The following is a 20935-nucleotide window of genomic DNA, read 5'->3' on the forward strand; positions in this document are numbered from 1 at the left end:
GCAAAGAGAATAAATCTTGCGGCAGATTCTAATATTGGAGAATTCAAATGGCTGGAAAACGCTACAAACAACTTAGTGAAAAAATTGATATGGCAAAAAGCTACTCTGTAGCCGATGCTGCAGCTTTCGTAAAAGAGCTTAAATCTGCAAAATTTGACGAAACCGTTGAAATTGCATTAAACCTTGGTGTTGATCCACGTCACGCTGACCAAATGATCCGTGGTGCCGTTGTGCTTCCTCACGGTACAGGAAAAGTGGTTCGTGTTGCGGTTTTCGCAAAAGGGGCTAAAGTAGACGAAGCTAAAGCAGCAGGTGCCGATATCGTGGGTGCTGAAGATTTGGTTGAGCAAATCAAAGCGGGTAACATCAACTTCGATATCGTTGTTGCTGCACCTGATTGTATGGGTCTTGTAGGTCAAGTAGGACGTATCCTCGGGCCAAAAGGGATGATGCCGAATCCTAAGACCGGTACTGTTACTGCGGATATCGCTAAAGCGGTTAGCAATGTTAAAGGCGGACAAGTTAATTTCCGTGTTGATAAAAAAGGGAACATCCATGCCGGTATCGGTAAAGTGAGTTTCGATACAGACAAAATTGCTGAAAACATCAAAGCATTTGTCGGTGCAATCAACCGTGCTAAACCTTCGACTGCAAAAGGTCGCTATATCAAAAATGCCGCTCTTTCATTAACAATGAGCCCGGCGATCAAATTCGAAACACAAGAACTTTTAGACATTCGTTAATAAGGTGTCTAACCGGCAAAGCGTTGCTTTGTCTTTATCTTATGGACTGAAGACAGTAGGGGGCTAAGGCCTTAATCAGAAATCTTCTGCCCCGCTTGAAGTTGTTATGTCTGGAAAGGAGAAACTATGAATAAATCACAGAAATCTGAGATCGTTAATGCTTTGACTACAGAGTTTAAATCTTCTGCAGCAGTTATTATGTGTGATTATCGCGGTTTGGCTGTGTCTGAACTCGAAGCACTCCGTAAAATTGCTCGTGAAAAAGATTCAAAAGTTCAAGTTGTAAAAAATACACTTGCAACAATCGCTTTGAACAATGCTGAGATGAGCGGTATCGAAATTAAAGATACTAACATTTTCGTTTGGGGATCTGATGCAATTGCTGCTTCTAAAACAGCAGTTGATTTCGCAAAATCAAACGATAAATTTGTGATTCGTACGGCGTATATTGACGGCGAAGTCGCTGATGAGAAAAAAGTCCGTGCATTTGCTACCCTACCTGGACGCGAAGAATTGCTTGGAATGCTCGCATCTGTATGGATGGGACCAGTACGCAACTTCACAATCGGACTCGATGCGCTTAAACGCAAAAAAGAAGAAGAAGCAGCGTAAATACTGCTTTGAAAAATCGCTGAATTTGATTTCGGCATAAATAAAAAAAATACCAATAGGAGAATACTATGGCTGTAACTAAAGAAGATGTTCTTGAGTTTATCTCAAACTTGTCTGTCCTCGAGCTTTCTGAGCTTGTAAAAGAATTCGAAGAAAAATTCGGAGTATCTGCTCAACCTGTAGCGGTTGCTGGCGGTGCTGTTGTTGCTGAAGCAGCAGAAGAAAAAACTGAATTCGACGTTATCTTGAAAGACGGTGGTGAGAAAAAAATCAACGTTATTAAAGTAGTACGTGCGATGACTGGTCTTGGTCTTAAAGAGGCTAAAGATGCTGTTGAAGGTGCACCTACAACAATCAAAGAAGGTATCTCTAAACAAGATGCTGAAGCAGCGAAAAAAGAACTTGAAGAAGCTGGTGCTTCTGTCGAAATCAAATAATCATTTTGATCGGAGGCACTTGTGCCTCCACCTCCCACAGGGCACTTTACGAAGCGGATTTTAACTTCTTCGTAAAGTGCCCATACGTCGTTATGGACTCAAGGACGCTTGAGTCATAGACTTTGCACTTATCCCTATGGGATCAAAAACTTCGATTGAGGTAGCCTATGTTAAACACTCTTCACTCCGGAAACCGCTTACGCGTTGATTTCGCGAAAACTCCCCAGCAAATTGAAGTACCGAACTTGTTACAACTTCAACAAAGTTCTTATGAATCCTTTTTGATGTTGGATCAAAAAGACCGATCCAAAAGTGGTATCGAACGTGTATTTCAATCGGTATTTCCGATTCATGATTCTCAAAACCGTCTTTCACTTGAATATTTAGGTTCTGAAGTAGGACGTCCAAAGTACACTGTACGTGAATGTATGGAACGCGGATTGACCTACTCAGTATCATTGCGAATGAAAACACGTCTTATGATTTGGGACCGCGATGAAAATACCAAAGAAAAAACCGGTGTTAAAGATATCAAAGAACAAACCATTTTTATCCGTGATATCCCTCTAATGACGGAACGTACATCGTTTGTCATCAATGGTGTTGAACGTGTCGTTGTAAACCAGTTGCACCGTAGTCCAGGGGTTATTTTTAAAGAAGAAGAATCAACCACTGCCGGAAGTAAAATGATCTTTACCGGACAGATTATTCCTGACCGCGGTTCATGGCTCTATTTTGAGTATGATCCGAAAGATATTCTTTATATGCGTATTAATAAACGCCGTAAAGTTCCTGTCACGATTATGTTCCGTGCACTTGGATACAGCAAACAAGACATTTTAAAAATGTTCTATCCGTTGCAAAAAATCCGTGTAGAAGAGAACAAATATTTGATGGATTTCGATCCTGAACATTTTGCTGGACGTCTTGGATATGATCTCGTTGACAGCGATGGAAAATTATTAGTTGCTGCCGGTAAACGACTTTCTGCGAAAAAAGCGGAAAAATTGATTGCTGATGGTGTTACTGCTATTCAGTACCCGATTGAAACATTGATTGAACGTCATTTGGCAGAGCCGATTATCGATGCGGTAACCGGTGAAGTGATGTTTGATACGATGGCACAGCTTGATGAGACGAAACTCAAAAAGATGATCGAAGCGGGTGTCAAAGAATTTATGATCGCAAATGACCTTGCTGAAGGACATGACAGCTCTATCATCAATGCATTTGCTGCAGATACGGATTCGTTGAAACTTCTTCGTCAAACAGAGATTATTGAAGATGAGAACGACCTTGCTGCGATTCGTATTTACAAAGTAATGCGTCCTGGTGAGCCGGTAACGAAAGAAGCGGCAAAAGTGTTTGTCAACCAACTTTTCTTTGATCCGGAACGTTATGATTTGACACGCGTCGGTCGTATGAAGATGAATCACAAACTCGGACTCAATATTCCTGAATATGTGACCGTTTTGACGAATGAAGATATCATCAACACCGTTAAATACGTTATCAAAGTTAAAAATGGACAAGGTCATATCGATGACCGTGACCACCTCGGTAACCGACGTATCCGTTCAATCGGTGAATTGCTCGGAAATGAGTTACACAACGGTTTGATCAAAATGCAAAAAGCGATCAAAGATAAACTTTCTACGATGAGCGGACCAACCACTGAGTTGATGCCGCATGATTTGATCAATTCAAAAATGATCACCTCTACCATCATGGAATTCTTCAGCGGCGGACAATTGTCACAGTTTATGGACCAAACGAACCCGTTGTCGGAAGTTACCCATAAACGTCGTCTTTCAGCACTCGGAGAAGGCGGTCTTGTCAAAGAACGTGCCGGATTTGAAGTGCGTGACGTTCACCCGACTCACTATGGCCGTATCTGTCCGATTGAGACTCCTGAGGGACAAAACATTGGTTTGATCAATACGTTGGCGACTTATTCAAAAGTTAATGAACACGGATTTATCGAAGCTCCGTATAATGTTGTTAAAGACGGTGTAGTAACGAGCGAAGTTGTTTATTTGACAGCGACACAAGAAGAGGGGAAAGTCATTGCCGCGGCATCTAGCCGTATCGATGAAAACGGAAACTTCTTGGATGATCTAGTTGAAACACGCCAAGACGGTGAATATCCTCTTGTTTCACCAAAAGAGTGTGAACTCCGTGACTTGACTCCGCATATGGTTGTCGGTGTTGCTGCGAGTTTGATTCCGTTCTTGGAACACGATGACGCGAACCGCGCATTGATGGGATCGAACATGCAACGTCAAGCCGTACCTTTGTTGCGTCCTGAAGCACCTATGGTCGGAACAGGAGTTGAAAAACTTGTTGCCCGTGATTCATGGGAGTGTGTAAAAGCGGATCGAAGCGGTATCGTTGAGAAAGTGGATTCTAAACACATTTATGTGATGGGTGAAGATGAAGACGGAACGTTTATTGATTACTATCCGTTGCAAAAAAATCTTCGTACCAACCAAAATACGACGTTCTTGCAAAAACCGATCGTCAAACAAGGGCAATTGGTTACGAAGGGTCAAATCATCGCAGATGGTCCGAATATGGATCAAGGTGAATTGGCACTCGGTATCAACGCACTTGTTGCGTTTATGCCGTGGAACGGATACAACTTCGAGGATGCGATCGTTATGTCAGAGCGTATGATCCGCGAAGACGCATTTACGTCCGTTCATATCTATGAAAAAGAAGCAGAAGCACGCGAGTTGAAACACGGTGTTGAAGAGATTACTCGTGATATTCCAAACGTTCGTGATGATGAACTTTCTCACCTTGATGACAGCGGTATCGTTAAAATCGGTACGTATGTTCAAGGCGGTATGATTCTTGTTGGTAAAGTTTCTCCGAAAGGGGAAGTTAAACCGACTCCTGAAGAACGTCTATTGCGCGCTATCTTTGGTGAAAAAGCGGGTCACGTTGTCAACAAATCTCTCTACTGTACGCCGAGTATGGAAGGGGTTGTTGTAGACGTTAAAGTATTCACGAAAAAAGGATACGATAAAGATCCTCGTACGCTTGAACTCGAAAAACAAGAGCGTGACGAGCTCGAACGCGAACACTACGATCGTCTTTTGATGATCGATAAAGAAGAGATGCTCCGTATCGTCTCTTTGCTCACCAAACATCCGTTGCTCAGTGATGTAAGCATCAATGGTAACGAGTACAAAGCGGGCGAAAACGTTAAAGCGGACGATCTTAAAGAGGTTAACCGTTTTGCAATGAATAATGTCGTTAAAGCATTCAGCGATGATATTCAAGAGAAATACAACCAAACCAAAAACCACTTCCAAAAAGAGAAGAAAAAATTCCGTGACGAACACGAAGAAAAACTCTCTATCTTGGAAAAAGACGACATCCTTCCAAACGGTGTTGTTAAGTTTGTAAAAGTGTATATCGCGACGAAACGTAAACTCAAAGTCGGGGATAAAATGGCGGGACGTCACGGGAATAAAGGTATCGTATCTACGATCGTTCCTCAAGTTGACATGCCGTACATGGCAAACGGACGTTCTGTCGACGTCTGTTTGAATCCGCTCGGGGTTCCGTCTCGTATGAATATCGGGCAAATCCTTGAGATGCACCTTGGTATGGTCGGAAAAGAACTTGGGTTCCAAATCCAAGAAATTTTCGAAGCGAAACAAAAAGAGTTTATCGGCGACTTGCGCGCTAAAATGATCTCATTCGCAGATGTTGCAGGCCTTATGAATGCAGCTAAAGTGCTTGGTGATATGGACGATCAAACCCTTCTCGGGTATGCACAGGACTGGTCAAAAGGGGTTAAATTTGCAACTCCAATTTTCGAAGGGGTTACCGAATCTGAATTTGCAAAACTCTTCGAATTGGCTAAACTTGATGATGATGGTAAAATGGAATTGTACGACGGTAAAACCGGCGATAAAATGAAAGAGCGCGTCAACGTCGGTTATATGTATATGCTCAAACTTCATCACTTGGTTGATGAGAAAGTGCATGCACGTTCAACCGGACCATACTCTCTCGTTACTCAACAACCGGTCGGTGGTAAAGCACTCTTCGGTGGACAACGATTCGGTGAGATGGAGGTATGGGCTCTTGAAGCTTATGGTGCTTCCGCGGTTCTTAAAGAGATGCTAACAATTAAATCGGATGATGTAGACGGACGTGTACGTGCGTATAAAGCAATTACGAAAGGTGAAAGTGTACCGGCATCCGGTATCCCTGAAACACTCTTCGTATTAACAAAAGAGCTCCAATCATTGGCGCTTGATATTGAGATTTTTGACGAGGTGGATGACGATGAGTAAATTAGTACCAGTTGCTGTAACTGAAGATAATCGCCCGGTAGATATTAAACAGATCCAATTCCGACTCGCGTCTCCTGAGAGAATTCTCTCATGGAGTCACGGTGAAGTAAAAAAACCTGAAACCATCAACTATCGTACCCTTAAACCGGAACGTGACGGATTGTTTTGTGCGAAAATTTTCGGACCGGTTCGTGATTACGAATGTTTGTGCGGAAAATACAAAAAAATGCGTTACAAAGGTGTTATTTGCGAAAAATGTGGGGTTGAAGTAACCTCGGCGAAAGTTCGTCGTACCCGTATGGGACACATTGATCTTGTTACTCCGGTAGCGCATATCTGGTATGTCAGTTCACTTCCAAGCCGTATCGGTACATTGCTCGGTGTGAAGATGAAAGACCTTGAGCGCGTATTGTACTATGAAGCCTATATCGTTAAAAGCGGCGGAGAGGCATATTACGACGGCGAACAAACTTCTGCTGTTCTCAAATACGATGTATTGAACGAAGAGCAATATCGTACTCTCGTACAACGTTACGGAGATAGCGGTTTCTCTGCCGAGATGGGTGGATCAGCAGTTCGTGAATTGCTCGATGAGCTTGATCTTGTTGATCTTTTTTCTGCGTTGAAAGAAGAAGTAGCGGGAACAAACTCAGAAGCAAAACGTAAAACGATCGTTAAACGTCTTAAAGTTATTGAATCTTTCCTTAATTCAGGAAATAATCCTGCTTGGATGATGTTGACGGCATTGCCGGTTCTTCCTCCTGAGCTTCGCCCGTTGGTAAGCCTTGACGGCGGAAAGTTCGCGGTATCGGATGTCAATGACCTCTATCGTCGTGTTATCAACCGTAATCAACGTTTGAAACGTCTTATCGAACTTGAAGCACCGGAAATTATTGTTCGTAATGAAAAACGTATGCTTCAAGAAGCGGTTGATGCGTTGTTCGACAACGGTCGTCGTGCGAATGCGGTAAAAGGGGCAAACAAACGTCCTCTTAAATCACTTTCTGAGATTATTAAAGGTAAACAAGGACGTTTCCGTCAAAATCTTCTCGGTAAGCGTGTTGACTTCTCAGGTCGTTCCGTTATCGTCGTCGGGCCTAACCTTCAAATGGATCAATGCGGATTGCCGAAACAAATGGCGTTGGAACTTTTCAAACCTCATTTGATCGCAAAACTCGAAGATAAAGGGTATGCGACCACCGTTAAAGCGGCTAAAAAAATGATCGAAGAGAAAACGAACGAAGTTTGGGAATGTTTAGCGGAAATCGTAGAGGGTTATCCTATTATGCTGAATCGTGCTCCTACGCTTCACAAACTTTCGATTCAAGCGTTTCATCCGAAATTGATCGACGGTAAAGCGATCCAATTGCATCCACTCGTTTGTGCTGCCTTCAATGCGGACTTCGACGGTGACCAAATGGCAGTACACGTTCCGTTGTCTGCTGAAGCGATTGCAGAATGTAAAGTATTGATGCTCTCTTCTATGAACATCTTGCTTCCTGCATCAGGTAAAGCGATTGCGACACCATCACAAGATATGGTCTTGGGTCTTTATTATTTGACACTCGGCAAAAACGATGTGAAGGGTTCAAATAAACTTTTCAGTTGTGTTGATGAGATTATGATTGCTCTAGAGCACAACGCGTTAGATTTACATGCGAAAGTTCGTACCCGTGTTGATGGTCGTGTTATCCACACAACGGCTGGACGCATGATTCTTCAGTCAATCCTTCCGGAATTTGTCCCTGCAGAATTGTGGAACGTCGTGATGAAAAAGAAAAATATCTCTACCCTTGTTGACTATGTCAATAAGCACGGTGGTATTGCTGTAACAGCAGGTTTCTTGGATGATTTGAAAAATCTCGGTTTCCGTTATGCAACGAAATCAGGGGTTTCTATTTCAATCACCGATATTATTATTCCTGAAATGAAAGCGGCATTGATCATTGCGTCTAAAAACCGTGTTAAAGAGATTCAAAAACAGTTCGAAGCGGGTCTATTGACTGAGCAAGAACGTTATAATAAAATCATTGACGTCTGGACCGATACGAATAATACGGTTGCCGGCGGGATGATGGAATTGATTCAAAACGATAAAGCCGGATTCAACTCGATCTTTATGATGGCGGACTCAGGAGCGCGGGGATCTGCGGCTCAAATCCGTCAGCTTGCGGGTATGCGTGGTTTGATGGCGAAACCGGATGGTTCAATTATTGAAACACCGATTATCTCGAACTTTAAAGAGGGTCTAAACGTCCTTGAGTACTTTATTTCAACCCATGGTGCTCGTAAAGGTCTTGCGGATACCGCACTTAAAACAGCGAATGCGGGGTATTTGACTCGTAAGCTCGTTGACGTCGCCCAAAACGTGAAAATTGTTGAACACGACTGCGGAACTCATGAAGGAATTGAACTTACCGATATCTCTGTCGGTAACGAATTGATCGAACCGCTTGAAGACCGTATTTACGGTCGTGTCTTGGCTGAAGATGCAATCGATCCGATTACGAATGAGATTCTTTATTCTGAGGGGACATTGATCGATGAGATCAAAGCCTCTAAAGTAATCGAAGCCGGCATCAAATCCGTTCAAATCCGTACTCCGACAACCTGTAAATCTGAGGGTGGTGTATGTGCCCTTTGTTACGGATTGAACCTCGGAAGCGGCGGAATCGTTAAACGTGGTGAAGCGGTTGGTATTATTGCAGCACAATCAATCGGGGAACCGGGTACTCAGTTGACACTTCGTACCTTCCACGTTGGGGGAACTGCATCGAGTACTCGTGAAGAGCGTCAAGTCATTGCAACGAAAGAGGGATTCATCCGTTATCACAACATGAAAACTTACCTTTCAAAAGAGGGTAAACAAATTGTTGCAAACCGTCGTAATGCTGCGATTCTTTTGGTTGAACCGAAAATCAAAGCTCCGTTTAACGGAACGCTGGAGATTCAAACGATTCATGATGAAATTATCGTAAGCGTTAAAGGTGAAAGCCAAATGGTACGTTATACACTTCGTAAAAACGAAGTGGCTAAACCGAATGAACTTGCAGGTGTAAGCGGTAAAATTGAAGGTAAATTCTTCCTTCCTTATGAATCCGGTACTGTAGTTAAAATGGATGAGTCAATCGTTGAAACAATTAAAGACGGATGGAACGTACCGAACCGTATTCCGTATGCGTCTGAGATTCAAGTGAAAGACGGTGCACCGATCACTCAAAAAATCTATGCAAAAGAGAAAGGGACGGTTAAATACTACCTTCTTAAAGGCGATTATCTTGAGCGTCATTATGAGATCAAAAAAGGTCACAGTGTCGAGGAAAAAGGTCTCTTTGCCGTTGTCGCCGATAGCGAAGAGCGTGAAGCGATCCGTCACTATATCGCACGCGGTTCTGTGATTGAAGTGAGTGATAACGAAGCGGTTAAAGCCGATATGTTGATTGCTAAACCGGTTAAAGAAGAGTCAATTGTCGTTGCAGAATGGGATCCATACTCGAATCCGATTATTTCTGAAACCGATGGTGTCATTACATTTGAAGACATTATTCCGGGTGTAACCGCGTCAGAGCAGTTTGATGAATTGACCGGTAAAACCCGTTTGATGATCAACGAATACGTTGCTCCGGAATTCAAACCGGCAATCGTACTTGCTGCCAATGACGGTTCAGTTATCCGCTATGCGGTAGAACCGAAAACAGCTATTTTTGCCCAAGACCGTGCGGATGTTAAAGTCGCGGACATCTTGGCAAGAACACCGAAAGCACTTCAAAAATCGCGCGATATCACCGGGGGTCTTCCACGGGTTTCTGAGCTTTTCGAAGCACGTAAACCTAAAGAGATCGCTCTTATCGCTGAGCTTGACGGGGTTGTCAGCTTCGGTAAACCGCTTCGTGGTAAAGAACGTATCTTGATCACTTCGGAAAACGGAATGGTTAAAGAATACTTTGTTGATAAAAATCTTGTGGCATTGGTTCATCCGGGTGAGTTCGTTCACGCCGGTGAGCGTTTGACCGACGGTATCGTCAGTTCACATGAAATTTTGAGAATCCTGGGCGTTAAAGCATTGTATAACTATCTTGTCAGCGAAGTACAACAAGTTTATCGCCGTCAAGGGGTTAATATCGCGGACAAACATATCGAAGTTATCTTTACTCAGATGTTGCGTCAGATTAAAATCCTTCGTTCGGGTGACACTAAATTCATCGAGGGTGATGTTGTTTCTAAAGCTCAGTTCAAAGTGGAGAATGAAAAAATTCTTCGTCTTGGCGGTGAGCCGGCGATCGCTGAACCGTATCTTGTAGGTATCACCCGTGCTGCGGTTAGTGCTGATTCGATTATCTCGGCAGCATCGTTCCAAGATACGACTAAAGTATTGACAGAAGCGGCAGTATCTGCGAAAATCGATGATTTGACGGACTTGAAAGAGAATGTCATCATCGGTCGTACGATTCCGGTCGGTACCGGTATCTACAAAGACCAAAAAATGGTTTTCGGAGACTAATTATTTCCTTTTCGGTTACCTGCGAATGCAGGAACCGATTTTCTTCTTCACACTTACAACTTCCTTAAAATAAGCTCAAATTAATCATAAATTAGATACCATTGCGCGTTTATTAGTCCCCCTTTAAGTAGCGGATTAAAATTCTACTGGAACATTTCAACAAAGGAGATTGTGTGCCAACAATCAACCAACTTATTCGTAAAGAGCGACAAGCGGTAGTGAAAAAATCAAAATCACCCGCTTTGGTGTCATGCCCACAACGTCGTGGTGTATGTACTCGTGTATATACTACAACCCCTAAAAAACCGAACTCGGCGCTTCGTAAAGTTGCTAAAGTTCGTTTGACTTCAGGGTTTGAAGTTATTAGTTATATCGGTGGTGAGGGTCACAACTTGCAAGAGCACTCTATTGTTCTTGTTCGTGGTGGTCGTGTAAAAGACTTACCAGGGGTAAAATACCATATCGTACGTGGTGCTCTTGATACTGCAGGTGTTAAAGATCGTAAAGTATCTCGTTCTAAATACGGAACGAAAAAAGCTAAGGCTAAAAAATAATCAATTAGTCTGACAAGATTCGGTTTTTGATGACCGTTTTTTGAGTAAATGAAAAAACATTGAAGGAAACATTATGAGAAGAAGAAAAGCGCCCGTTCGCGAAATTATGCCTGACCCGGTTCATGGTTCAAAAGTATTGACTAAGTTCATTAATAAAATCATGTGGGACGGTAAAAAAAGTACCGCTGAAAAAATCATGTACGGTGCATTGGATATCATGAGTTCACGTGGTGAAAAAACAGGTATTGAAGTATTTAACGCTGCAATTGATAATATCAAACCAGTAATCGAAGTAAAAAGCCGCCGTGTGGGTGGAGCGACCTACCAAGTTCCAGTAGAAGTTCGTCCTGTACGCCAACTTTCTCTTGCTATCCGCTGGTTAACCGATGCGGCACGCAAACGTAACGAGCGCACTATGGCAGAGCGTTTGGCAAATGAATTATCAGATGCTGCAAACGACAAAGGTACAGCATTCAAACGTAAAGAAGATACTTACAAAATGGCTGAAGCGAATAAAGCGTTCGCTCACTATCGCTGGTAAGATATTCGTAACCCTTTGATAACCCTCTCGGGTTATCATTCTCCTATCCACTATAAACTCTATTAAGGGCTATTACATGGCAAGATCCCATAAACTTGAAGACGTAAGAAACATCGGTATCGCCGCTCACATCGACGCGGGTAAAACGACAACAACTGAGCGTATCTTGTTCTACACCGGTGTATCACACAAAATCGGTGAGGTTCACGAAGGTGCTGCAACTATGGACTGGATGGAGCAAGAGCAAGAACGTGGTATTACCATCACTTCTGCTGCGACAACCTGTGAATGGAGCGGCAAACAAATCAATATCATCGACACTCCGGGCCACGTTGACTTCACCATTGAAGTTGAGCGTTCTATGCGTGTACTTGACGGTGCAGTAGCAGTATTCTGTGCAGTTGGTGGGGTTCAACCACAATCTGAAACAGTATGGCGTCAAGCAAACCGTTACGGGGTTCCTCGTATGGTTTTCGTAAACAAAATGGACCGTACCGGAGCTGACTTTTACAATGTAGAAGAACAAATCCGTGCTCGTCTAAAAGCAAATCCGATCGCTATTCAATTACCAATCGGTGCAGAAGACGGTTTCAAAGGTATCGTTGACCTCGTTAAGATGAAAGCGATCCTTTGGGATGAAGATGCTGCGATGGGTTCAAACTATCATGAAGCAGAAATTCCTGCTGATATGGTAGAAAAAGCAAATCAATATCGTGCACAAATGATGGAAGCAGCTGCTGAGGGTGACGATTCTTTGATGGAGAAATTCTTCGAAGAAGGTGAACTTAGCAATGAAGAGATCATGCGCGGGATTAAAGCCGGATGTCTCAAAATGGAAATTATTCCTATGACATGCGGTACTGCGTTTAAAAACAAAGGGGTTCAAACTCTTCTTGACGCGGTTGTTGATTATCTTCCATCTCCTTTGGAAGTTGCGGCGATCAAAGGGACTAAAGAGGACGACGAAGAGGTTGAAGTTGAAGTTGAATCACGTGATGATGCTCCATTCGCCGGTCTTGCGTTCAAAATTATGACTGACCCATTTGTTGGACAGCTTACTTTCGTACGTGTTTACCGTGGTGTTCTTGAATCAGGTACCTATGCTTACAATACCATCAAAGGTAAAAAAGAGCGTATCGGTCGTCTTTTGAAAATGCATGCTAATAAACGTGAAGAGATCAAAGAACTTTATGCTGGTGAAATCGGCGCGGTTGTTGGTCTTAAAGATACAACTACCGGAGATACTTTGTGTTCAGAAGCGGATCGTATCGTACTAGAGCGTATGCACTTCCCTGAACCGGTTATCTCGGTTGCGGTTGAGCCTAAAACAAAAGCGGACCAAGAAAAAATGGGTATTGCTCTTGCAAAATTGGCAGCGGAAGATCCATCTTTCCGTGTTCATACAGACGAAGAAACTGGTCAAACAATTATCTCCGGTATGGGTGAGCTTCACCTTGAGATTCTTGTTGACCGTATGTTCCGTGAGTTTAAAGTTGAAGCGGAAGTCGGTGCACCTCAAGTTGCATACCGTGAGTCAATCCGTAACGAAGTTAACCAAGAGTACAAATACGCGAAACAATCAGGTGGACGCGGACAATTCGGTCACGTATATCTACGTATCAAGCCAGGTGTACCTGGAACCGGTTATATCTTCCACAATGAAATCAAAGGTGGGGTTATTCCTAAAGAATATATCCCTGCAGTTGAAAAAGGGTGTAAAGAAGCAATGCAAAAAGGTGTTCTCGCGGGTTACCCGATCGAAGATATCGAAGTTGCATTGTATGACGGTTCATACCATGAGGTTGACTCGAATGAGATGGCATTTAAACTTGCTGCTTCTATGGGCTTCAAAGAGGGTGCACGTAAAGCAAACCCAGCTATCCTTGAACCTATGATGAAAGTAGAAGTTGAAGTTCCTGAGAACTTCATGGGTGACGTTATCGGTGACCTTAACCGCCGTCGCGGACAAGTTAACAACATGGGTGACCGTTCTGGTAACAAAATTGTTGATGCATTCGTACCATTGTCTGAAATGTTCGGTTACTCAACTGACCTTCGTTCAGCAACACAAGGGCGTGCAAGTTATTCTATGGAATTCGATCACTACGAAGAAGTTCCACGTAACGTTGCCGAAGAGATTATCAAAAAGCGTAACAGCTAATTCTTTATTCTCCGTGTGCCTTTTTGGCACACACATTCTTTCCTCCCCTTTTTTTTTATTTTGATATAATCGTTGTATGAGAAAAACAAATATAGTGAGTATTATCTTTTTAGTGATGCTATCGATATCGTCCCTTTTTGCAAAAGAGGTAGTGTATATCGGTGTTTTGGCGCACAAAAACTTTGAAACGACTCAGAGTACATGGGCTCCTACTGCAGAATATTTGAATCAAAAAATCCCTGAATACACATTTGAAATCATCCCTCTGAAATTCGAAGATTTTCCCAAATATCTGCGCGACCAAAAAATTGATTTTGTAGTGACGAATTCTGCCTATTATGTTGAATTGGAGTATCGGTTCGGTATTTCCAGAATCGCAACATTGAAAAATAAGGGGCTCAACGGAAAAGTGCAAACGAAGTTTGGAGGAGTAATATTTACTACGGCATCCAATAAACAAATCAAGCAGCTCGATGATTTGAGTGATAAGCGTTTTGCAGCCGTGAATAAAGATTCCTTTGGCGGCTGGATCATGGCGTTGCGGGAGTTGCATGAGAATCATATACGGTTAGATCCGCATAAAGTAGTATTTTACGGAACACATGAAGCGGTTGTTCATGCTGTTGAGCGAGGCGAAGCCGATGTCGGGACGGTTCGCACCGATACGTTGGAGCGAATGGCAAAAGAGGGCAAAATTGATATCAATAATTTTACGGTTATCAGCCCTAAAAACTATCCTGATTTTTTTTACCAAACCAGTACAAGGCTCTATCCGGAATGGCCATTTGCGACTACGAAACATACCCCGGACTCTTTGGCAGAGAAAGTCGCCGTTGCTCTTATATCGATGCCGGAAAATTCGGATGCGGCAATCGCGTCCAACAGCCTCGGATGGACGATTCCGCTTGATTACCAAAGCATTCATGAATGTCTCAAAGAACTGGAACTCGGACCTTACGGATATCTTAAAAAAGCTGCCCTTTCGTATTTTATAGAAAAATACGGGGCATACATTCTGATCGGTATCTTAGTATTGATCCTATCTCTGATTGTGTTGGCGTATATTGCCAAAATGAATGCACAGCTGCGAGAGACAAAAGATGCACTCAAAGAGATCAATATATCGTTAGAAGAGAGAGTGACAGAGAAAACACAGCATCTGTACGAAAAAACTCTTATGCTGGAAAAAGCATATCTCAACGAAAAAAATCTCAGAAGTATCCTAAGAACGGTTGCGGATGTTAATCAGATGCTTATAACTTCCCGTAGCAAAGAAGAACTTATTGACAAAGCAACTTTGTGTTTGAGCTCTAATGAAGTGTTTAAAAGTGCCAAAATTGCAGTAGTGATTAAGGGTGAACTGAGGGTTATGGCTGCATACGGAGTCGGTGATATTAAAAGTGTGACTGCAGTTGATCAAAAAGCGTATGATGAGGGTAAATCGGTAATGATTACCCGTTTTGATGAGAACGTTCCCGATGAGTGCCGGGAAAATGCGCAACTTTATGGAATAAAAGGGATTTATGCCTTGCCTCTAAAGCGGAGTACGTATACGGAAGAGGTAATCGGTGTTTTGACAATATGCACCGGTCACGAGAAGGGGTTTAGTCTCGAAGAACAAAATATGATCGAAGAACTCGCAGGGGATATCGGATTTGCATTTCACTCCTTTTCTCAAAATGAGCATATTGATATGCTGCATGAGGAACAGATCCGAAATTATCAAAATTTTATCGAAGCACTGGTCAATATGATCGAACAGCGTGATACCTATACGGCCGGACATACTCAAAGAGTAGCTCGTTATTGTGAGTTGATAGCCCGAGAAATGGAACTTCCTGAAAAAGAAATTCAACAGTTGGTTGAGGCAGCTAAGCTGCATGATATCGGAAAAGTGGTTACTCCCGATTCTGTTTTGCTCAAGCCAGGACGTTTGAGCCCTTTGGAATATGAACTCATTAAAGAACATGTCACCGCTGGTTATGAGGTTCTTTCAACGGTCCATTTTTATCAAGAGCTCGCAGAGATCATGCTTGATCACCATGAACGCTACGACGGAAGCGGTTACCCTAATGGTAAAAAAGGGGGTGAAATCCCATTATTGGGGCATATTCTTGCGGTTGCCGATTCGTTTGATGCCATGACAACCAACCGTATCTATAAACCGAGAAAAGAGGTTCACGAGTCGTTAATAGAGCTGAATGAACTGAGTGGTATTTTGTACCATCCGGCAGTGGTCAATGCTGCATGCAAAGTACTTGCAGGGCTAACCATCGATACGAGCATCAGTCAAATAGGTTCCAGCGCTCTCGAAGAAGAGCGAGTCAGCTACTTTTTTAAAGACAGATTGACAAAACTCTATAATGAAGACTATTTTATGATGATGATTAATGGACGTACCAAACATACTCAGCCTGAAACACTCGATATTATTTCACTGTCCGATTTTCATCACTATAATAAACAATATGGATGGGAGAAAGGTAATGAACTGATAGGAGAATTCGCTGCTTATTTGTCTGAAAAACTGCCGGAAGATATTATTTTCAGAATATGGGGTGATCGATTTGCTATTGCGGATTTTAAAGGGGATATGGAGTCTTTGTTAAGGGATTCCCCATTAACTGCCAGCGGTGTTCATGCTAAAACGAAAAAAATTACGTCAAGTGTTGAAAATTTACAGGTATTAATGCGTGAAGAGACAGCAGAAATCTAACCTAAAACACTCCATTGGCTTTCAACTAGCAATCTCTCATCACTGTAAATTCGTCCGATAAATTCATCGCCTGTTTTGTACGTATTTACCCCTTTAGGGGTTCCGCTCATAATGATATCACCGTCTTCAAAACTCATAAAACTTTTTATCTCTTCGATCATTTCCAGCGGTTTATAAATCATCAGTTCATAGGTTGCTTCCTGCGTCAATACGCCATTGATATGCAACGTCATACGCAATGATTCCAGCGGTGCATCAAAAGGGACAAAATCACCTAATACGCACGAGCCGTCAAACCCTTTGGCTCTCTCCCATGGAAGCCCTTTGGCTTTGAGATGGTTTTGGATATCGGCCTTGGTAAGGTCAAGGCCGAATCCGATTCCGGCTATTTTGTCCTCTATAATCAAAAAGCATATTTCCCCCTCAAAACGGGTGTCGGTAGAGATAAAACGGAGGGTATCGGTGATGGCAGAGTTGGGTTTGTTGAAAACGACCATGGAAGAGGGGATTTCATTGTTCAGTTCATGGATATGCTCGACGTAGTTGCGCCCGATGCAAACGATTTTAGATGGGGCAATCAGGGTATCGTTAAAGAGAAGTGTTTTCATTTTTGAATTCCGTTGATTATTTTTTTGACTTCATCAGGTTTGAAATATTTTTGATAAGTAGCATCATCGATTGGATTTCCTGATAGGTCGGTTAAAAACATTCTGCCATTAGTCGATGCATTGAAATATCCCTGTGGTGTTAGAATAATCCATTCGCCGTTGTCATAAGCCTGTAGAATTGCTAATTCTTTTCCAGTGACGGTTTCAAAAACTTTGATGGCATTTTCAGCTGTAGAAAGGAAAAAATACCGATCATCGTTGCTAAACTGACGAAGCATTCCATAGCTTGTCGGATAGGTAAACTCGTATTCATATTGAGATGTTTTGAGATTGAGAAGGCGAATTTTACCCTCTTTTTTGTACTCTTCCTGGGTAATGAGCATGTAATTGCCGTCGTGGGAAAGTTCATGTCGATAGGGAATTCCATGCAACATTTTCGTGCCTCTAGGTTCATTTTGAATATTGTTCCATAGGATGGCACTATTTTGACGATCACGGGATAGGAGCTGATGTTTATTTGGTAAAATTTCCAGGCTTTGGATGCTTTGTTCATGTCCAAGCAGTCTAAAGCGCTCAAGACCATTACGAACATCCCACAAACTAACGCTACCGTCATTTTCACCAAGAATAATATAATTAGAATCTGGGACAACTACAAAAGTAGTTGCAAGCCGTGGAAGGGAGCGTTCCAAAATACCGGTTTTTAAATTCCAGATGTTTATGCTTCCTTGTTCTGGACGCCATCCATAGCCGTCAGTATTGCTTCCATCGGGAAGACGATTAAGAGATATTATGTATTTTCCGTCTGTAGAAAGTTGAAATGGATTTGAGTTACCACTTGGATTTGGAATCGTATAATCGAGTTTGGACTGATTAACATCCCATACCATAATATTGCGTTCTAAATTTGCTGAAGCAACGATTTTAGATTCGTCAGGTGAGAGTTCGACTTGGATGGAGCTAGTTGGATGGGATGTCTGTCCTCCTCCGAAACGGGCTAGTTCTTTTTGCTCTAAAAGGTCATAAAGAAGGACCTCATTTCCTCGTGTACCCAAGGCAACCCGTTTACCATCTGAGAAATATCGAGTTTGATAAATGGTTTCTTTGTAGGTATTTTGATTTTGGGCAGATTGCATAACAGTTGCATTTTGTAAATCGAAAGCAAGCGAAGGAGTGACTTGGAATTGCTTGTCTTGTTTTTTGGATTCAGAAAAAGAGATGATGGATGTAGGATTATAATTTAATCGTATCAATTTCTCCGGATGTGCAAGTTCAAAAAGATACAGTGCAGAGGTATCTAGGGAAGTTTTATGATGAAATGCGGCATAGGTATTGGTAAGAACGAGAGATTCAAAAATTCGATTGAGTGAAATCGAATGAGAATAAACTTTAGTCCCCGATTTCAGATTCCACACATGAAATTCTTTTTGTGCTAACTCTACGGCAAAAGTTTGATCCGGTGAATAGTAGATCTCATTACGTGAAGTGTTGAGTTCTGCAGGGAGATTTGCTGGATGTTTGACCACCCGCTTCCATGCATATACTCGTTCTGGTGGTGTAGGAGTTGGAGTGATGTCTTGACCGGTTTTAATGTTAAAAGCGGCAGTTTGACCATCCGTATTTTCATAATGAAATGGGGTGTTTTCAGGGATAATGTTTAATCCACTTGACCAATGAATTTTTCGCACATTGACAGTATAGAGAAGTTTGTTTTGAATTAAATCCCAGCATATGAGAGGTGTATGGTAATTGAATATAAATAACTTTTTGTCATCATCTGTGATTACTAAACTGCTAACACGTTCGTAAGGTAACGAATAGATTATTTTCTTTGTTTGAATGTCTATTATCTCCAAAGGTCTATTATTATCAAAAAGCATGATCCAGTTCTTATGAAAAAATGATCGGCGACCATCTGTCTTGAGTGTATAAATTTCTTTTTGCGATTGTATATCATAAACACGGATGTCTTTACTCGTACGCGTCATTAGATATTTTTGATCAGGTGTAAAAGCCATGTCGTAAATATTTTCAGGGATATGAGACTTGATCTCAAATTTCGATTTCTCTTGAATGATAGATTTTGGAGATTTGAATGATGGTGTTTGTGCTTTTTCAAGCTCTTCTTTAGTCGATTTGGTGATACATGTCCATCGATTATTTATCCATTCGAGCGTGCCATTATATTTTTGACATTGTTTTTGTTGTTTGTCGTCATCATTTGGCCTATCTTTAGGAATGCTTACTGGGTTGATGCAATGCCACTGATTTTTAATTTTTATATGCTGATATCCTCTTGTGATACACTTGGGTATTGGAAATGGATTAGTCAAATTGTCTGTATATGTTTCAATGATTTCAAAACATTGTGCAACGTTTTGATTGCCATATTTTCCATAAAGAAAGCCATGCTTTTCGCAAGATAATTGATCCTCTAGTTCATTGGCATACAGTGATAAACTCACTAAAATAGATATTAAAATCCAGTTAAATCTATGTTGCATCGGACACCTTTACACATCATTGTATTAAAATCATAAAGTGCGGAGTGACCTAAATTACCGGTTGGCATGGAAACTCCTTTTTCGAGGAAAAAAGTTGCTGAATTCCCTCCATATAACCCTTCTGGTAAGCTAAAAGGTTTCAAAATAACGAAACCTTTAAATACGTGAGGTTTACTCTTATTCGGATTTGGTGTGGCAACTTTAGGAAGATTTTTATTTTTAGGAAGATTTTCTAACCATCTATTAAGGTCTTCAGGTGTTACAGCCCGAAGGATACCTTTGCTTACGGCATCATAGAGAGCTTCATCTTTTTGTAGAGGAGCGTCTTGATGGTTTAGTGATGCTATAGGGGTGTCAGCTGAGGTATACAACATCTCTTGATCACTAATAGGATCACCTATAAAAATATAACCGTCTTTGGCATAATAGACGCTATCGACATTTTTGTGGAACAGTTTATTTGAGAGAGGATTTACACGGCTGAGAGATTTTTCTTCAATTGTAAAGCTACCGCAGCCGTAGTTTTTCTCAATCGAAATAGTTTTAATCGGCACTGTTTTTGGAAGTCCTGAAATAGCCTGTGTATGGTAGCCCATGATATAAGCCGCTTCGATTTTTGTTCCTTCTGTCCATGAAACATCCCAAATGGCTGCATCATATGAACCAAAAATTAAAGCAACCGGTTTTTTTGGAGAATTGACAATCACGCGAAAGATGGAAGCGTTTTCCCCTTTTTCTCCGATACGATAATCAGATCCCATCCCTCTGTAAGCTCCTGCTGCGAAAACCGTCATGTTTTTTGGAAATATTCTATCAAAACCGCATTCGGTATCTTGCCCTGTAAATTGAATGATTTTTGTTTTACTTTCGGCTGTGATTTTTTTGATTTTTTGAGAGAGTTCAAGATTTCGTTGTTGGTACACATCGATTAAACATTCACAGTCATTTCCTTTGCACAATTGTTTTGTAGATGAAGACCAGTTTTGATTGTTTTCACGAAATTGTTTAAGTTCATAGTTATCTAAAAGATTGAGTAGTTTGTTAGATTGTGAGGATTGTTTTTGTTGAAGGAGTGTATACAGCGGATCTGTACATGTTTGCAATTCCCCATGAGCTAAAGATAAAATGGAAATAAGTACAAAAGGGATGAAACGCATTCGAACTCTTTTTTGTTTAGTCTAGCATAAAATAGTTAAATTATATGTTGATATGTTTTATTTATAAAGCTCTACATTGCGGGACTTT

General features: G+C 41.7%; 12 protein-coding genes. 9 read left to right on the top strand and 3 right to left on the bottom strand.

Translation table 11 applies throughout. From position 1 onward, the window contains the following. Positions 1–47 precede the first annotated feature (47 nt). The 9 genes from rplA (at position 48) to PHP90_RS00045 (ending at position 16578) form a co-directional block, all read left to right on the top strand. A complete protein-coding gene (rplA, locus tag PHP90_RS00005; protein ID WP_299923294.1) occupies positions 48–743 on the top strand; it encodes a 50S ribosomal protein L1 in 696 nt (231 codons plus the stop codon). A gap of 126 nt (positions 744–869) precedes the next feature. Continuing rightward, positions 870–1355, top strand: coding sequence for a 50S ribosomal protein L10 (rplJ, locus tag PHP90_RS00010; protein ID WP_299923297.1), 486 nt, complete (start codon positions 870–872; stop codon positions 1353–1355). 68 nt (positions 1356–1423) lie between these two features. Beyond that, positions 1424–1792 carry a 50S ribosomal protein L7/L12 gene (gene rplL, locus PHP90_RS00015; RefSeq protein ID WP_299923300.1) on the top strand — a complete coding sequence of 123 codons (369 nt, stop codon included), beginning with the start codon at positions 1424–1426 and terminating at the stop codon, positions 1790–1792. Between the two features lie 167 nt (positions 1793–1959). After that, positions 1960–6105, top strand: coding sequence for a DNA-directed RNA polymerase subunit beta (gene rpoB / locus PHP90_RS00020; RefSeq protein WP_299923303.1), 4146 nt, complete (start codon positions 1960–1962; stop codon positions 6103–6105). Beyond that, a complete protein-coding gene (gene rpoC / locus PHP90_RS00025; RefSeq protein ID WP_299923306.1) occupies positions 6098–10606 on the top strand; it encodes a DNA-directed RNA polymerase subunit beta' in 4509 nt (1502 codons plus the stop codon). Before rpoB ends, rpoC begins: the two co-directional genes overlap by 8 nt. A 173-nt stretch (positions 10607–10779) precedes the next feature. Further along, on the top strand, positions 10780–11160 hold the full coding sequence (rpsL, locus tag PHP90_RS00030) for a 30S ribosomal protein S12 (RefSeq protein WP_013461125.1): 381 nt from the start codon (positions 10780–10782) through the stop codon (positions 11158–11160). Positions 11161–11233: 73 nt separating this feature from the next. After that, positions 11234–11701: a 30S ribosomal protein S7 gene (rpsG, locus tag PHP90_RS00035; protein WP_299923309.1), complete on the top strand. Its 468-nt coding sequence runs from the start codon at positions 11234–11236 to the stop codon at positions 11699–11701. A 76-nt stretch (positions 11702–11777) separates the two neighbouring features. Beyond that, positions 11778–13862 carry an elongation factor G gene (fusA, locus tag PHP90_RS00040; RefSeq protein WP_299923312.1) on the top strand — a complete coding sequence of 695 codons (2085 nt, stop codon included), beginning with the start codon at positions 11778–11780 and terminating at the stop codon, positions 13860–13862. 76 nt (positions 13863–13938) lie between these two features. Then, entirely contained in the window at positions 13939–16578 is a 2640-nt protein-coding gene (locus PHP90_RS00045) for an HD domain-containing phosphohydrolase (protein ID WP_299923315.1), read from the top strand. Here the strand turns inward: PHP90_RS00045 and PHP90_RS00050 are convergent. Genes PHP90_RS00050 through PHP90_RS00060 form a run of 3 tightly spaced genes read right to left on the bottom strand, consistent with a single transcriptional unit; the run spans position 16575 to position 20847 of the window. Then, entirely contained in the window at positions 16575–17186 is a 612-nt protein-coding gene (locus tag PHP90_RS00050; RefSeq protein ID WP_299923318.1) for a fumarylacetoacetate hydrolase family protein, read from the bottom strand. The genes PHP90_RS00045 and PHP90_RS00050 overlap by 4 nt on opposite strands. After that, positions 17183–19690, bottom strand: coding sequence for a hypothetical protein (locus PHP90_RS00055; RefSeq protein WP_299923321.1), 2508 nt, complete (start codon positions 19688–19690; stop codon positions 17183–17185). The genes PHP90_RS00050 and PHP90_RS00055 overlap by 4 nt, the downstream gene beginning before the upstream one ends. Further along, complete coding sequence (locus PHP90_RS00060) at positions 19663–20847, bottom strand: hypothetical protein (RefSeq protein WP_299923324.1); 1185 nt, start codon at positions 20845–20847, stop codon at positions 19663–19665. Before PHP90_RS00060 ends, PHP90_RS00055 begins: the two co-directional genes overlap by 28 nt. Positions 20848–20935: the final 88 nt, after the last annotated feature.

The organism is Sulfuricurvum sp. (genome assembly GCF_028712165.1).
In the GTDB taxonomy this organism is placed as follows: Bacteria; Campylobacterota; Campylobacteria; order Campylobacterales; family Sulfurimonadaceae; genus Sulfuricurvum.

What these genes read in the sequence shown, in the direction of transcription:
- PHP90_RS00045 (WP_299923315.1), top strand. Translation starts at nt 13,939, where the DNA reads ATGAGAAAAACAAATATAGTGAGTATTATCTTTTTAGTGATGCTATCG.
- rplA (WP_299923294.1), top strand. Translation starts at nt 48, where the DNA reads ATGGCTGGAAAACGCTACAAACAACTTAGTGAAAAAATTGATATGGCA.
- rpoB (WP_299923303.1), top strand. Translation starts at nt 1,960, where the DNA reads ATGTTAAACACTCTTCACTCCGGAAACCGCTTACGCGTTGATTTCGCG.
- rpoC (WP_299923306.1), top strand. Translation starts at nt 6,098, where the DNA reads ATGAGTAAATTAGTACCAGTTGCTGTAACTGAAGATAATCGCCCGGTA.
- rplJ (WP_299923297.1), top strand. Translation starts at nt 870, where the DNA reads ATGAATAAATCACAGAAATCTGAGATCGTTAATGCTTTGACTACAGAG.
- fusA (WP_299923312.1), top strand. Translation starts at nt 11,778, where the DNA reads ATGGCAAGATCCCATAAACTTGAAGACGTAAGAAACATCGGTATCGCC.
- PHP90_RS00055 (WP_299923321.1), bottom strand. Translation starts at nt 19,690, where the DNA reads ATGCAACATAGATTTAACTGGATTTTAATATCTATTTTAGTGAGTTTA.
- rpsG (WP_299923309.1), top strand. Translation starts at nt 11,234, where the DNA reads ATGAGAAGAAGAAAAGCGCCCGTTCGCGAAATTATGCCTGACCCGGTT.
- PHP90_RS00050 (WP_299923318.1), bottom strand. Translation starts at nt 17,186, where the DNA reads ATGAAAACACTTCTCTTTAACGATACCCTGATTGCCCCATCTAAAATC.
- rplL (WP_299923300.1), top strand. Translation starts at nt 1,424, where the DNA reads ATGGCTGTAACTAAAGAAGATGTTCTTGAGTTTATCTCAAACTTGTCT.
- PHP90_RS00060 (WP_299923324.1), bottom strand. Translation starts at nt 20,847, where the DNA reads ATGCGTTTCATCCCTTTTGTACTTATTTCCATTTTATCTTTAGCTCAT.